We start from the raw sequence: 14,891 nt of genomic DNA, 5'->3' as shown, positions 1-14,891 counted from the left end.
CGTCTCATCTCAGTCCGGCCCTCGTGCCAAGAACCTCATGACCCACAACAACTAGACCCCCCGGGTTTCGGGGCGTCTGTTGCTATGGCCCTGGGATACGCCGTCGACTGGCGTTCCCTCGTCCGGCGGTTCGGACGATTCGGGAGGGGTGTCACCGCGCCCTCATGATTGGCAGCACAGAGGGCTGTAGACGCTGGAGGCTCACGCTGTGACCTCGTGCCGCCCACCGGCGTTGCGACGGTGGACAGGACGCGGCCCCGCGTGTGGGGGCCGGTGGATCACATGGGGCCGGTCCAGAGAGACGGCAGAGACAGCACGACAAAGCCCGCCACCGTGAGCGCTACCGATGTGGCAGCGCGGGCGACGGGCTGGAGGATGCTGGGGAGGGTACGCTGAGGGGTCATGGGCCGGACCTTTTCTCGCAAGGTCTGGACCTAGGCCCCGTCTGATGTTGGCGCATCGGCGGGGCCGTTTTTGGTCCAGGATATTTCGCCCTACAGCGCTCGGAGACGACTCCAGTTGGTGACTGGAAAACGGGATTCATGCACAGCGCATAGCCATTCCTAGTCCGGGACTACCTGGACTGAGTCGCAGCGGCATGACGAAGGGCCGGACCCCCGCGGGGGTCCGGCCCTTCGTCATGCCGGGCGCGTCAGGCGCCGGCGGTGAGGCGGTCCGTCTCGTCCTGCCACAGCGCGGCCTGGGGACGCAGCGCGTCCTCGACGGCGCGGGCGTGGTGGGCGCAGAACTGGAGGGCACCGCCCGAGTGCAGCACGGCGCGGACGTAGGCCTGCGCGCCGCAGCGGTCGCAGCGGTCGGAACGGGTGAGGGCGGCCGGCTCGGCCACGGCGGTGATGGACATGGTGTCCTCCTCGGGTCTCTCGGGGCTGGAGGGCGACGACGCCGGTGGGGCGGGCCGGTCCTCCTCTTGTCCCATGGAACAGCAAGGATGGCAGGGAACTTCCCCGCGCGCCCGCCCTCCACCCGCGTTTCGCCACCCGCGTACGCGAGCGGCCGGGCCGGGCGGCGCGGGAGGTCCGGCGCGGAGCCTGGCGTGTCCGGCCCGCGGAGTAGGCTGGACCGGCCGCCGTCGTCCACCGAAAGGCCCGCCCCCGTGCCCGCGAACACCGAGTACAACGCCCGCCACCTCTCCGTGCTGGAGGGGCTCGAGGCCGTCCGCAAGCGGCCGGGCATGTACATCGGCTCCACCGATTCCCGCGGCCTCATGCACTGCCTCTGGGAGATCATCGACAACTCGGTGGACGAGGCCCTGGCCGGCTTCGGGCAGTCGATCGAGATCACCCTGCATCCGGACGGCTCCGTCGAGGTCGAGGACAACGGGCGCGGCATCCCCGTGGATGTGGAGCCGCGCACCGGCCTGTCCGGCGTCGAGGTGGTGTTCACCAAGCTCCACGCCGGCGGCAAGTTCGGCGGCGGTTCCTACGCCGCCTCGGGCGGCCTGCACGGCGTGGGCGCGTCGGTGGTCAACGCCCTGTCCTCGCGCCTGGACGTGCAGGTGCTGCGCGGGGGCAAGGTCCATCAGATGTCGTTCCGGCGCGGCGAGCCGGGCCGCTTCCAGGACGGGTCGCGCCCGTCGCCGGACGCCCCGTTCGAGCCGTCCACGGACGCCTCGCCGCTGGACGTCGTCGGGAAGGCCAAACGTGGGCAGACCGGCACGCGCGTGCGCTACTGGGCGGACGAGCAGATCTTCGTGAAGGACGCGACGTTCTCCGCCGAGGAGCTCCAGGCGCGGGCGCGCCAGACCGCCTACCTGATCCCGGGCCTGCGGATCACGGTCAAGGACCTGCGCCGCCGACCCGGCACGCCCGGCGCCGACGGCCCGGTCGAGGAGGTCTTCCAGTACGACGGCGGCATCTCCGAGTTCGTGGAGCACCTCACGCCCGCCACCCCGGTGACGGACGTGTGGCGGATCCAGGGCTCCGGCACCTTCAAGGAGCGGGTCCCGGTGCTCGGCGAGGACGGGCGCACCTCCATGCAGGATGTGCAGCGCACGTGCGAGGTGGACGTCGCCCTGCGCTGGGACGTCGGCTACGACACCGTGTTCCGGTCCTTCGTGAACATCATCGCCACGCCCAAGGGCGGCACCCACCAGTCCGGGTTCGAGGCGGCACTGCTGAAGGCGTTCCGCGCCCAGGTGGAGGCCAACGCGCGCCGGCTCAAGGCCGGGTCGGACAAGGTGGAGAAGGACGACGTGCTGGCCGGCATGACCGCCGTCCTGACGGTGCGGCTCGCCGAGCCGCAGTTCGAGGGACAGACCAAGGAGATCCTCGGCACCTCCGCGGTGCGGCGGATCGTCTCCCAGGTGGTGGAGAAGCAGCTGACCGCCCGCCTCACCTCCACGGCCCGCGCCCAGAAGCAGCAGGTGCACACGCTGCTGGAGAAGGTCGTCGCGGAGATGAAGTCGCGCATCTCCGCGCGCACCCATAAGGAGAACCAGCGGCGCAAGAACGCCCTGGAGACTTCGACGATGCCGGCCAAGCTGGCGGACTGCCGCAGCAACGACGTCGCCTCCTCCGAGCTGTTCATCGTCGAGGGCGACTCGGCGCTCGGCACCGCCAAGCTGGCCCGGTCCTCCGACTTCCAGGCACTGCTGCCGATCCGGGGCAAGATCCTGAACGTGCAGAAGGCCTCCGTCTCGGACATCCTGGCCAATGCCGAGTGCGCGGCGCTGATCCAGGTCGTCGGGGGCGGCGCGGGGCGCAGCTTCGACCTGGACGCGGCCCGCTACGGCAAGGTCGTGCTGATGACGGACGCGGACGTGGACGGTGCCCACATCCGCACCCTCCTGCTGACGCTCTTCTTCCGCTACATGCGGCCCATGGTCGAGGCCGGGCGCGTGTACGCGGCCGTCCCGCCGCTGCACCGGATCGAGGCGGTGACCCGCGGCGTGAAGGAACGCGAGGTCATCTACACGTACTCGGAGCAGGAGCTGCACGCGACGCTCGCCCGCCTGGAGCGGGAGGGTCGCTCGTACCGCGAGCCGATCCAGCGCTACAAGGGCCTGGGCGAGATGGACGCCGACCAGCTGGCCGAGACCACGATGGACCCGCGCCACCGCATGCTCCGCCGCGTGAACATCGCCGAGGTGGAGGCCGCCGAGCGGGTCTTCGACCTGCTCATGGGCTCCGCGGTGGCCCCGCGCAAGGACTTCATCGTCTCCCACGCCGACGAGCTGGACCGCGCGCGCATCGACGCCTGACCCCCCACTTTCGTTCGGGAAACGGCGGCCCCAGGAGCGTTGTCGTTCGGGAAACGGCGGGCACCGAGGCGTCGGCGGCGCAGTCGCCGCCGTTTCCCGAACGAAAGCGGCGTGACCCGCGCCGTTTCCCGAACGAAAGCCCTGGGCGGGCGCCCGTGCCGACCGCGGCGGACGTCAGCGGTCGCGGTAGTACGCCGCGACGCGGTGCAGGCCCTCGTCGATGCTCACGGTCGGCGTCCACGCGAGGACCTCACGGGTGCGACGCTGGTCGAACCAGTGGGCGGTCGAGAGCTGCTCGGCGAGGAACTCGGTCAGCGGCGGCTCGCCGTCGTCGGAGCCCACGCCCCGGGACCGCAGCCCGAACAGGTCCCGCTCCCACGCCCGCTCGATCAGGGCGCCGGCACGCCGGGCCAGGCCCGCCGGGACGCGGCGCTCGGGCTCCGCGGCGCCGCCCGCCAGCGCGATCTGGCGGATCAGCTCGCCGACCGGTCGCGGCTCGCCGTTGGTCACCACGAGGGCCTCGCCGTGGTGCACGTCCGCCGCGGACACGGCCGCCACCACGGCCTCGACGGCGTTGGCCGTGTACAGCGTGTCGACCAGGGGAGCGCCCGTGCCGAGCACGGGCATCCGCCCCGCCCGCGCGCGCTGCACGATCCGGTCGGTGAGCTGCAGGTCCCCGGGCCCCCACATCAGGTGGGGGCGCAGCACGAGGACGCGGAAGCCGTCGCGGTCGGCGGCCAGGGCCAGACGCTCGCCCGCCGCCTTCGTGCGGGCGTAGGGCCCGCGCGCGTGCTCGGGGCTGGCGGCTCCGGCGCCCTCGCCGACGATGGAGTCGCCGGCGTGCGCCACGGAGGGGGAGGAGACGTGGACGAAGCGTCGCACGCCGTGGCGCTGCGCGGCGTGCAGCAGGATGCGCGTGCCCTCGACGTTCACGGCCTCGTACTCGTGCTCGGGGCCGGACACGGACACCTTCGCGGCCACGTGCACCACGGTGTCCGCGCCGGTCAGGGCCTCCTCGACGGCGGCCGGGTCGGTCACCGACCCGCGCACGTCCCGCGCACCGGGCACGCCCGAGGGACGCCGCTGCAGGGTGGTCACGTCGTTGCCGGCATCGGCGAGCACCCGGGCGACACCCGCGCCCAGCAGCCCCGAGGCGCCGGTCACCAGGACGCGGCGCGACTCGAGGCGCTCGACGAGGTCGGGCATGCCGGCGGCATCGAGGCCGACGTCGTAGCCGAAGCCGCTCACAGCGCACCCGCCTTCCCGCCGGCGAGCACGGCCTCCGCCCAGTCGGCCACCCGGGCGCGGTCGATCTTGGAATTGTGCCGGATGTCCGTGGGGATCTCATCCGCCACGAGCACCGCGGCCACCGGCAGCGGCTCGAGGGCCGCGCGCACGGCGGAGGCCAGCGCGGTCGGGGCGAGGCCCTGCTTGGGTCGGCCGTCGCGGTGGTGACCCGGGCGCCGCGCCGGGCGCGTGGCCGGCACGGCCGCCTCCACGACGACGACCACGGCCTGCGTGCCCCGGGGCCCGACGCCGACGACGGCGCTGCGCCGCACCGGCCCGAGCGCGTCGACGGTCTTCTCGGGCCCGCCCGGACCGACCGGGCCCTCGGGCGTGGTGATCACGTGTTGGAGCCGACCCTCGAGCCAGACGCGGCCCTCGGCGTCGAAGTGGCCGACGTCGGCGGTGCGGTGCCACACCCGGCCGTCCCGCCGCCACAGCCCGTCGCGCTTGCTCTGCTGGTCGGTGTGCCAGAGCGCGTCATAGCGGTCCTTCAGGTGGGGGGCGCTGACCACGATCTCGCCGAGGACGCCGTGGCCCCGCGCGGGGTCGAGGATGACGTCGTCGGCGCTGCCGTCCTCGAGCAGCGGCGCGATGGCCAGGGACACCGTGGGCAGCGCGGAGCCCACGCAGACGCCCTCGTCGTCGGCGGTGCGCAGGCGCTGCACCTCGGCGCCGTCGATGTCCGTGAGCAACAGCCCCTCGGTCATGCCCCACGGCGTGTGGACCCGGGCGTTCGGCATGAGGTCCGAGACCTGGCGCATCAGCTGCGGGTGCACAGGGGCGCCGGCCGAGAGCACGAGGCGCACGGCGTCGAGGGCCTCGCGCCGGGGCGCGTCGAGGCCGTCGGCGGTCGCGACCACGTTCGCCAGGGCGGCGGGGGAGGCGAACAGCACGCTCGACTGCCCGGCGATCGCGGCGTCGGCCAGCTTCTGCGCGGTGAGGGTGGCCGGCTGGGTGACGTCCATGTCCGGGGAGACGGACGCGGCGCCGAGGGCGGGTCCGAGCAGCGCGAACGGGGCGAAGCCGGCCAGCAGGGACCCGCCCGGGCGGATGCCCAGGGTGCGGGAGATCAGCGCCACGAGGCGGCCCAGCCGCTCGTGCGTGTACACGACGCCCTTGGCCGGGCCCGTGGAGCCGGAGGTGAACAGCACCGCGGCGTCCGCGTCCAGGGCGGGCTCGGGCAGCACGGTGCCGTGCTCGTCGACGGCGTCGCCCGCGGCCGGGTCGCGGTGGCGGTCGACCATCGCGTAGAGCGAGTCGGAGACGTCGAGCAGGCGGCGCTGGGCGGCGCCCGGCTCGGTCACGGAGATCCGGGTGCCCGGCCAGGACTGGGCGCGGGCCAGCGTCAGCCCGGGGGTGCGGCCGATGATCCAGCGGGGGCGGGCCGACTTCATCGCCCGGGTCATGCCCTTGACCCCGAGGCCCTGGTCCGCCACCACGGCGACGGCGCCCACGCGCAACACGGCGTACAGGGCCGCCGACAGGTCGCGACCCGGCGGCACGAGCATGGCGACCCGGTCGCCCGGCCGCATGCCCGCGGCCCACAGCCCGGTGGCGATGGCCGAGACCATCTCCTGCAGCTCACCCCAGGCGACGGCCACGGGTCGGCGGGCGGTGCCCACCAGCGAGCGGCCGGCCTGGGCGCCGGCCATGTCCACCAGCGCGGTGTACTCGCGGTGGTCCGAGCCGGGGGCGCCCCAGTCGCGCAGGTGGTCCCAGAGCCGGACCACGCCGGGCTCGCGGGCTCCGGGCTCCTCCCCGAGGTCCACCTCCAGGCCCGGGTCGGCGGCCGCGTCGGCGGTGGCGTGCGGGACGGGGCCCGGCAGCCCCGAGGCGGGGTCGGAGAGCTGGCCGCCGCGCAGCAGCTGGGCCCACTGCAGCAGGGGCGCGGTGATGTCGCGGTCGTCCACGAGCAGGTGCCCCGCCCTCTCGTAGCGGTGCACGCGCGCGTGGGGCAGGCGGTCGCGGAGGTCGTCGAGGTAGCGGTCCAGGAAGACCGGGTCGTCGGCGCCCCACAGGATGAGAGCGGGCACGTCGGTGCGGCCCAGGGCGGCGAGGTCCTCTCCCACCCGCTGCAGTTCGGGATGGCTGCCGTGGCCGGGGTCGGCCGGGATGTCCGCGACGAAGCCGCCGACGCCGCCGCGTCGGGCCGCCGTGTCGTAGGGCAGGTGGTAGGCCGCCCGGGTCTCGCGGTCGAGGGCCGGCGTGGCGAGGGAGGTCGTCACGGAGAGGAAGGCGTCCGTGGTGACGGTGGAGGCCGGCAGGACGGGCCCGGCGAGGGCGGCCTGCAGCGGGGCGGGGATCGGCGCCCCCTCGGGCTGGTGGACCGCGGTGTTCAGGGTCGCGACGCCGGCCACCAGCTCCGGATGACGCGCCGCCCAGCCGAGGGACACGACGCCGCCCCAGTCGTGGCCGAGCGTGATCAGCGGGTGGCCGATGGCTGCCAGGTCGCGCAGCCCGAGAGCCGCCAGCAGGGCGTCCAGGTCGGCGATGCGGCCGCCCAGCGTGCGGTAGGTGTCGCCGGCGCGGCCCATCGACGCGGCGGACGGGGATCCCGCGTGCGCGAGGCGCTCGGAGAAGCCCATGTCCAGCTGGTCCGGCGCCACGACGCGCCACGCGGCCATGCCCCGGCGTGCCCGGCGCACGGTCTCCGCGAGCAGGGACCGCCACAGCCAGGACCACGTCGGGTTGCCGTGCACCGCCACGATCGTGCCGACGATCTCGGCCCCGGCCGCCGCGAGCACGGGACCGGTGTCCGCCACGTGCAGCGTCCGCACGGTCCCCTCCGGGTCCGCGGCGGAGCGGATCTCCACGAGGCGGGACCATGCCGGGTCCCAGCCGGGCAGTCGGTCGGCCGGCGGCAGGGCGGCGGGGGCGGCGGGGATCTGGGGCATGGCTCTGGCTCCTTCAGCTCACCATTCGATCTCGAGCATCGCGGTGTTCAGACCCGAGCCCACGCCCAGGCAGACCACTGTGTCCCCGTCCTCCAGGGCGTCCATCTCCCGCACGAGGGTGATGGGCAGCGATGCCGGGCCGACGTTGCCCAGCGTGGGGAACGTCGTCGGGATGCGCGCCGGGTCCAGGTGGGCGGACTCCGCGATCGCGTCGGTGTGCATCTGCGAGACCTGGTGGGTGATGAACCGGTCGGCCTCCGGCCACGCCCACTCCGCCGGGACGTCGTGCCACGCGTCCATCACGAGCTCGAGACCGTCCTTGAGCAGGGCGGTGGAGTCGGTGTACATGCCGTGGTGGTCGCCCACGCACAGGCCGTGGTGGTCGGTGCCGGCGCGGGTGATCCCGCGGACGATCCGATGGGCGTCCGGGTGGTCCTCGATGCGGCCGACGACGGCGGCGGCGGCCCCGGAGCCCAGCGTCAGGGACGCGAACTGCTCCATGAAGTTGCCGCGGTGCGTGGTCTCGGCGTGCAGGTTGGCCACGGTGGCGGCCTGCACCTTCGAGGCGTCCTCGGCGGCGACCACGACCGCGTAGTCGATCTGGCCGGCGTCCACGAGGGTGGAGGCGAGCATGAGGCCGTTGACGAACCCGAGGCACGCGTTCGTGATGTCGAAGTTGGTCGCCGAGGTCGGCAGCCCCATGAGGTGGTGGATCCGCACGGCCACGGAGGGCTCGAGCGTGGCCCGGGTCACCGACGTGTTCACGAGCAGGCCCACCCGCTCCCGGGGGACGCCGGCCTGCTCCAGGGCCGCGACGCCGGCGCGGGCGGCGGCCTCCTGGAAGTCCTCGGTCTCGTCCCAGTTCCGTCGGCTGCGCACACCGGCCACCCGCTCCAGGAGAGAGCCGGGCAGGCGCAGTCGGGTGAGCACCTCCGCCAGCTGGTCGTCGAGGTCCTGCGAGGTGACTTCGACGGGGGCCTCCACCTCGGTGACCGCCAGGAGGGCGGCGCGGGAGTACTCGTAGCTGGCGTTGCCGGACACGTTCGTCACCAGGACCAATCTGCGGGGGGTCGGGGAGGGGGCGCTCACCTGCGGTGAGACGACAGCCCACTGTATCGGAGGGGTCGGGCGGGGCGCCCATCGGGGGCGTCGATCGGCCCGAGGCGAACAGGGTCGCCCCGGGCCGGGCCAGTCCGCGGACACGGTCAGGGCGTCGTCGGCCCGGCGCCGTCCGGCGATGTCACGACGTCCGACTGAGACGTCCGACTGACTAGGGTGGTGGTATCCAGCGACCGCGTTGTCGCGGTCGAACGCCTGTCTCAGGAGCGCAGCCTCGTGGATCCCCTCGAACTCGCACGGTGGCAGTTCGGCATCACCACCGTCTACCACTTCCTCATGGTCCCGCTGACCATCGGACTCGGCCTCGTCGTCGCCGTCCTGCAGACCCTCTGGGTCGCCACGGGCAAGGACCACTACCTGCGGATGACGAAGTTCTGGGGAAAGCTGTTCCTGATCAACTTCATCATGGGCGTGGCCACCGGGCTGGTGCAGGAGTTCCAGTTCGGCATGGCCTGGTCGGAGTACTCCCGGTTCGTCGGGGACGTCTTCGGGGCGCCGCTGGCCCTCGAGGCGCTCATCGCGTTCTTCCTGGAATCGGTGTTCCTGGGCATCTGGATCTTCGGCTGGGACCGGATCCCGCGCAGACTCCACCTGGCCGCCCTGTGGTGCGCGGTGCTGGGGATCAACCTCTCGGCCTACTTCATCATGGTGGCCAACGGCTTCATGCAGCACCCGGTGGGCTATGAGGTCGTCGACGGCCGCCCGGTGCTCAACGACCTCGGCGCCGTGCTGACCAACCCGATCGTCCTCACCCACTACCCGCACACCATCTTCGGTTCCTGGGCCGTGGCCGGCGGCTTCCTCGTGGGGATCGCCTGGTACCACCTGTGGAAGCGCCGCCGGGACGGCATCGACGTCGTGGACGAGGCGGGCCGGGTCGTCGTCGGCGACGCCGGCACCGCCGCCCGGGACCGCACCGACCACCGCGTCTGGCTCACCTCGCTGCGCGCCGGGGCGGCCGTCGCCCTGATCGGCTTCGTCGGCACCGCATTCTCCGGCCATGCCCAGGCCCAGCAGATGATCCACTTCCAGCCCACCAAGATGGCCGCCGCGGAGGCCGCCTGCCACGACGGCACCGCGTTCTCCGTGCTCACCCTCGGCGATGTGCGCTCGGGTGGAGCGACCACCTGCGAGGACGTCCAGGGCGTGATCGAGGTGCCGGGCCTGCTCTCCTACCTCGCGTACGAGGACTTCACCACGCCGGTGCGCGGCATCAACACCCTGCTGCCGGAGTTCGAGCAGAAGTACGGGACGCACCTGCCCGACTCCGAGCTCTACGGCGACCGCGCCGGCAGCGAGATCTCCTATCTGCCGCTGATGGAGGTCACCTACTGGGGATTCCGGCTCATGATCCTCTTCGGCGGACTCGGCGCGCTCGCGGCACTGGGCGCGCTGTGGTTCTCCCGCCGCGGCACCGTCCCGGCCTCCCGTGGCTGGATGCGCCTGGCCGTGGCCTCGATCGGGGCGCCGTTCGCGGCGAACATGACCGGCTGGGTGTTCACCGAGATGGGCCGGCAGCCGTTCGTGGTGTACCCGAACCCGGCGATGGGCGTGGATCAGGTGTACATGTTCACCGCCGCGGCCGTCTCGCCCGGGGTCACGGGTGAAGAGGTCCTCGTGTCCCTGATCGTCCTGGTCGGGATCTACGCGGTGCTGCTGGGCGTCGAGGTCTTCCTGCTGACCCGGTTCGTCCGCGGCGGCGTCCCGGCCGCCATGCCGGAGCTCACCGCCGCCGAGCACTCCGATGAACAGAAGCGCGACCGCGACGACGTGCTCGCGTTCGCCTACTGACCCGCTCGCAGAGAGGACAGCACGACCATGGCTGAGGTCCTTCCCGTCTACTGGTACGTCATCATCGCCGTGCTCTGGCTCGGCTACCTGGCCCTCGAGGGCTTCGACCTCGGGGTCGGCATGCTCGTGCGCTTCTGGGCGCGGGACGAGCCACGGCGCCGGGTGCTGCTGAACATCATCGGCCCCGTCTGGGAGGGCAACGAGGTGTGGCTGATCACCGCCGTCGGAGCGATGTTCGCGGCCTTCCCGTTCTGGTACGCGGCGGTGTTCTCCACCCTGTACCTGCCGATGCTCGTGATGCTGTTCGGTCTGATCCTGCGGGCGGTGTCCATCGAGTACCGCGGCAAGGCCGCCACCGACGCCGGCCGGGAGATCTGGACCTGGACCCTGGGCATCGGCTCGTTCCTGGCGGCCTTCATGGCCGGCGTGCTGCTCGTGCTGACGACGACCGGCCTGCCGCTGGACGCCAACGGGGACCGGGTGGGCGGACCCTTCGTGTGGGTGACCGGCCCGGCGCTGCTCGGTGGTCTGGCCGTGGTCGGCTTCTCCCTGGCGCAGGCGTGGGCGTTCATCGGCCTGAAGACCGACGGCGCCCCCCGCCGGTCGGCCGCCCGCTTCCTGTCCACGTGGACCCCGCTGGCCGTGCTGCCGCTGCTGGTCTGGGCAGGGCTCGTGGTGGCCCGCGGCGACCGCCCGTGGACCTGGGCGCTGCTGGTGCTGGCCGTCGTGGCGGTGGCCGCGTCGGTGGTGGCCGCCCGGGCCGGCCGCGAGGGCCTGGCCTTCACGTCCCTGACGCTGGTTCTGGTGCTGGCGTGGACGGCGATCATGGTCACCCAGTACCCGGTCGTGCTGCCCTCCACGGTGGACCCGCAGTTCAGCCTCACCGCTCAGCTGGCCTCCTCCGGCCCGTACACCCTGGGCCTGATGGCCGTGATCTCCCTGATCTTCGTGCCCATCGTGCTGGCCTACACGGGGTGGTCCTACTGGATGTTCCGCCGCCGTCTGGCCGACACCCACATCCCGGAGGCCCACCTGGTGGAGCCGCTGTGAGCCCCAGCCGCCCCGCCGCCCCGGCCGTCGAGCGCTCCGCCTCGGCGGCCGGGCCGCCTCCGGGCCCGACCCGTCGGGCCCGGCCCCCGATGACCCCGGCCGCACTTCGGGCCCTGCCGGCCCTGCTGGCCCTCGCCGTGCTGCGCGCGCTCGGCTGGATCCTGCTCGCCGAATCCCTGGCCCGGCTGATCACCGGCCTGGCGATGACCCTGGACCCCGAGGACTCCGCCCGGCTGCTCGACCTGCTGTTCCACCCGCCGGCCCCCGTGGGCCCTGTGCCCGCCGCGCAGACCCTGAGTGGCCCCGTGCTGCTCGGGGCGGCCGGGGTGGCCCTGCGTGCCCTGGCGGAGGCGGGGCAGCGCGTGGTGGGCCGCCGTGCCGCGCTGGGGGCCCAGCAGCAGGTGCGGGCCGCCGTCGTCGCCCAACGGCTGGCCGCCGCCGACGGCGGACGCCCCCGTTCCGGCGCCGATGCCGTCCTGGTCACCCACGGCCTGAAGAGCCTGGACGACCACTACACCGAAGCCCTGCCCGCGCTGGCCGCCACCGCCGTGGTCCCGGCGGCCCTGGGCGTGTGGATCCTCACCCACGACCTCGTCTCCGCCGTGGTGGCCGCCATCACCCTGCCACTGGTTCCCCTGTTCATGATCCTGGTGGGCCGCCACACCCAGGAGCGCATCGACGCAGCCCAGGACGGGCTCAACCGGCTGGCCGGGCACCTGCTGGAGCTCGCCCGCGGCCTGCCGGTGCTCGTCGGACTCCACCGGGCCGGCGTCCAGCGCCGCGCTCTGCAGGAGGTCTCCCAGCGGCACCACGCGGCCACGATGGTCACGCTGCGCACCGCATTCCTCTCCGGCCTCGCCCTCGAGCTGATCGCCTCCCTGTCCGTGGCCGTCATGGCGGTGTTCATCGGACTGCGCCTGGTGAACGGGCAGATGACGCTTCTCGACGGCCTGGTGGTCCTCATCCTCGCCGCCGAGGTCTACCTGCCGCTGCGCGAGGTCGGCGCGGCCTACCACGCCTCCGAGGACGGCCGCGAGGCCGAGTCCCGCGCCCGGGCCGCGGCCGACGCCCCCGTCCCGGCTCCCGTGCTCGAGACGCTCGCGCCGGCCTCCGGGCCGGACCGGGACGGCGGCGTCGTGATTCGGGACCTGAGCGTTCGGCTGGCCGGACGGCAGGTGCTCGGGGGGCTCGACCTCAGCGCGCTCCCGGGTCGCCTGACCGCGCTGGCCGGGCCCTCCGGCACCGGCAAGTCCACCGTCCTGCGTCTGCTGGCCGGCCTGCTGCGCCAGGACGCCGCCGAGGCCACCGGCCGGGTCGCCGGAGTCGACACGGAACGCACCCTCTGGATCGGGCAGCACCCCGTGCTGACCGAGCGCACGGTCGCCGGCGAACTGGACCTGGCCGCCGGGGGTGCGCTGCCCGGTCCCGTTCGCTCCGCCGTGCTGGCCGCCGTGGCGCTCGAGGGTCTCCAGGAGCGGGACCCGGCCGATCTGAGTCCGGGGGAGTGCCGGCGGGTCGCGGTCGCCCGCCTCCTGGCCCGCCTGCACGCCGCGGACGGGACCGGCCCGTGGCTCGTACTCCTGGACGAGCCCACCGCCCACCTGGACGGCGCCGTCGCCGCCGTCGTCGTCGAGACCCTCGCGGCCTTGCCCTCCGGTGCGGTGCCCGGGCTGAGCACGCCGCAGTGCACCGTGCTGGCCGCCTCCCACGATCCCACCCTGCTGACGGCCGCCGACGCCCTCGTCCGGCTGGCCCCCGGCGCCGGTCCGACCGCCGGATCCCCGGCCACGGCTATGCCGGTCGCCGCCGCCCAGGGGCGTGCGCGGCCGGAGCCGGTCACCCCGCGACAGGTCTCGCTGCGGGCCGGACTGCGGCTGCTGCCGTGGCGGCAACCGAAGCTCTGGGCCGGCATCGGCTGGGCCGCCGGGACCCACGTGTCCGCGGCACTGCTGGCGGCACTGTCCGGCTGGCTGATCGTCACCGCCTCGACGCGGCCGCCGGTGCTCTACCTGCTGGCCGTGATCGTGCTGGTGCGCGGGTTCGGCCTGTCCCGGGCCGTGTTCCGCTACCTGGACCGGCTGACCACCCACGACGCCGTGTTCGGCTGGGCCACGGAGCTGCGGCTGCGCCTGTGGGACGCGCTGGGCCGTCAACCCCGGCTGTGGGGGCGGGTGGGCCGGACCGACGGCGCCCTGTCCCTGTTGGTCTCGGACGTGGACGCCTTTCGGGACGCGGTGCCCCGGGTGCTCGTGCCTGCCCCGGCGGCCCTGCTCGCCTGGCTGGCCACCGCCGCCCTGACCTGGGCGTTGGCCCCGGAGCTGGCGGTCGTGGCCCTGGTGCCCGGGGCGGTCGCCCTGGTGGTGATCCCCGCGCTGGTCGCCGTCCTGGACCGCCGCCAGACCGCGGCCCAGGTGCGCGGGCAGGGCGCGCTCGTCGACCGTGTGGCCGCCGTGCTGAACGCGGCCGGGGACCTGCGCGGGCTGGGGCTGACCGAGCCTGCGCTGAGGGGACTGGCGGTGCTGGACGACCGGCTGCAGCGTCCCCGCCGTCGGGCCGCGTGGGCCGCCGGCGGGGGCCGGGCGCTGGCGGTCGCGGCCTCCGGGGGGATCGCGGTGGCCGCGGCGGCCGCGGCGGCCCACACCGGCACCTCAGCGCCGGTCGCGGCCCTGGTGGTGCTGCTCGCACTCTCCTGGGCCGAGCCCTATGGGGCGCTGGCCGCCGCCGCCCAGCACTGGGGCACCCTGGCGGATCGGGCGCGGGCGACCGGCGAGCTGCTCGGCCCGGAGGAGGGCGGAGCTGCCGCGGCGCCGCCTGAGCCGGCGGAGGCCGCAGAATCGGCGGCGCCGCCGGAGGGGCCGGTGTGTCGCCTGCGTCTGTCGGAGGCCGCCTTCGCCCACCCCGGTGCGGCCCCGCTGTGGACCGACCTGGAGCTCGACCTGGCCCCCGGGGACGTCGCCGTCGTCACCGGGCCCTCCGGGTCCGGGAAGTCGACCCTGCTGGCCGTGCTGCTGGGCTTCCTGCCCCTGACCGCCGGCCGGTACACGCTCGGGACCTCGCCCCCGACGCCCCAGTCGGACCCGGCCCGCCCGGACGCGACGGCGCTGGCCCGGGTCGCCTGGACCCCGCAGGACGCCCTGATCTTCGACTCCACGGCGCGCGGCAATCTCGCCCTGGCCCGCGGCGTCGCGGACGCCCCGTCCGACGCAGAGCTCACCGCCGTGCTCGAGCTGGTGGGACTGGGTCCGTGGCTGGCCGCCGCACCGCAGGGCCTGGACACGCGCGTCGGCCCAGGCGGGCAGCGGCTCTCAGGCGGGCAGCGTCAACGCCTGGCCGTGGCCCGGGCACTCGTGGCCCGCGCCGATGTCGTGCTGCTGGACGAGCCGACCGCACACGTGGACGCCGACGAGGCACGCGCCCTCATGAGGGATCTGCGCCAGGCCCTGACGGACAGGATCGTCGTGGTCGTCACCCATGACGGCAGGCTGTTGGAGGACGGCGACGTCCCGGTGCGGATCGGCCGCTAAGGCCCC

The 14,891-nt window shown here is 74.1% G+C and carries 8 protein-coding genes; 4 read left to right on the top strand and 4 right to left on the bottom strand.

Annotated elements, in window-relative coordinates:
* Positions 1 to 652 precede the first annotated feature (652 nt).
* Positions 653 to 862: a hypothetical protein gene (locus NR072_RS10430; RefSeq protein WP_002858172.1), complete on the bottom strand. Its 210-nt coding sequence runs from the start codon at positions 860 to 862 to the stop codon at positions 653 to 655.
* 252 nt (positions 863 to 1,114) lie between these two features.
* Between NR072_RS10430 and NR072_RS10425 the strand changes: the two genes are divergently transcribed.
* A complete protein-coding gene (locus tag NR072_RS10425) occupies positions 1,115 to 3,220 on the top strand; it encodes a DNA topoisomerase IV subunit B (RefSeq protein ID WP_203552758.1) in 2,106 nt (701 codons plus the stop codon).
* Positions 3,221 to 3,394: 174 nt separating this feature from the next.
* Here the strand turns inward: NR072_RS10425 and NR072_RS10420 are convergent, their stop codons facing one another.
* Genes NR072_RS10420 through NR072_RS10410 form a run of 3 tightly spaced genes read right to left on the bottom strand, consistent with a single transcriptional unit; the run spans position 3,395 to position 8,451 of the window.
* Positions 3,395 to 4,468, bottom strand: a complete 1,074-nt coding sequence (locus NR072_RS10420) for an NAD-dependent epimerase/dehydratase family protein (RefSeq protein WP_256837192.1) — start codon at positions 4,466 to 4,468, stop codon at positions 3,395 to 3,397.
* Positions 4,465 to 7,401 carry an alpha/beta fold hydrolase gene (locus NR072_RS10415; protein ID WP_256837190.1) on the bottom strand — a complete coding sequence of 979 codons (2,937 nt, stop codon included), beginning with the start codon at positions 7,399 to 7,401 and terminating at the stop codon, positions 4,465 to 4,467. The genes NR072_RS10420 and NR072_RS10415 overlap by 4 nt, the downstream gene beginning before the upstream one ends.
* Positions 7,402 to 7,419: 18 nt before the next feature.
* A complete protein-coding gene (locus tag NR072_RS10410; RefSeq protein ID WP_002858168.1) occupies positions 7,420 to 8,451 on the bottom strand; it encodes a 3-oxoacyl-ACP synthase III in 1,032 nt (343 codons plus the stop codon).
* A 285-nt stretch (positions 8,452 to 8,736) separates the two neighbouring features.
* Here NR072_RS10410 and NR072_RS10405 point away from each other — a divergent pair, with 285 nt between their 5' ends.
* Genes NR072_RS10405 through cydC form a run of 3 tightly spaced genes read left to right on the top strand, consistent with a single transcriptional unit; the run spans position 8,737 to position 14,885 of the window.
* Positions 8,737 to 10,311: a cytochrome ubiquinol oxidase subunit I gene (locus NR072_RS10405; RefSeq protein WP_036314107.1), complete on the top strand. Its 1,575-nt coding sequence runs from the start codon at positions 8,737 to 8,739 to the stop codon at positions 10,309 to 10,311.
* 27 nt (positions 10,312 to 10,338) lie between these two features.
* Positions 10,339 to 11,361 (top strand): cytochrome d ubiquinol oxidase subunit II, encoded by a 1,023-nt coding sequence (gene cydB / locus NR072_RS10400; protein WP_036314110.1) that lies wholly within the window; start codon positions 10,339 to 10,341, stop codon positions 11,359 to 11,361.
* Positions 11,358 to 14,885: a thiol reductant ABC exporter subunit CydC gene (gene cydC / locus NR072_RS10395; RefSeq protein WP_256837185.1), complete on the top strand. Its 3,528-nt coding sequence runs from the start codon at positions 11,358 to 11,360 to the stop codon at positions 14,883 to 14,885. Before cydB ends, cydC begins: the two co-directional genes overlap by 4 nt.
* Positions 14,886 to 14,891 lie beyond the last annotated feature (6 nt).

The sequence above is a fragment of the Micrococcus sp. Mcc89 genome (assembly GCF_024519795.1).
Classification (GTDB): Bacteria; Actinomycetota; Actinomycetes; order Actinomycetales; family Micrococcaceae; genus Micrococcus; species Micrococcus luteus.
The sequence above is the reverse complement of the archived record's forward strand: the minus strand, read 5'-3'. Positions and strand labels throughout refer to the sequence as shown.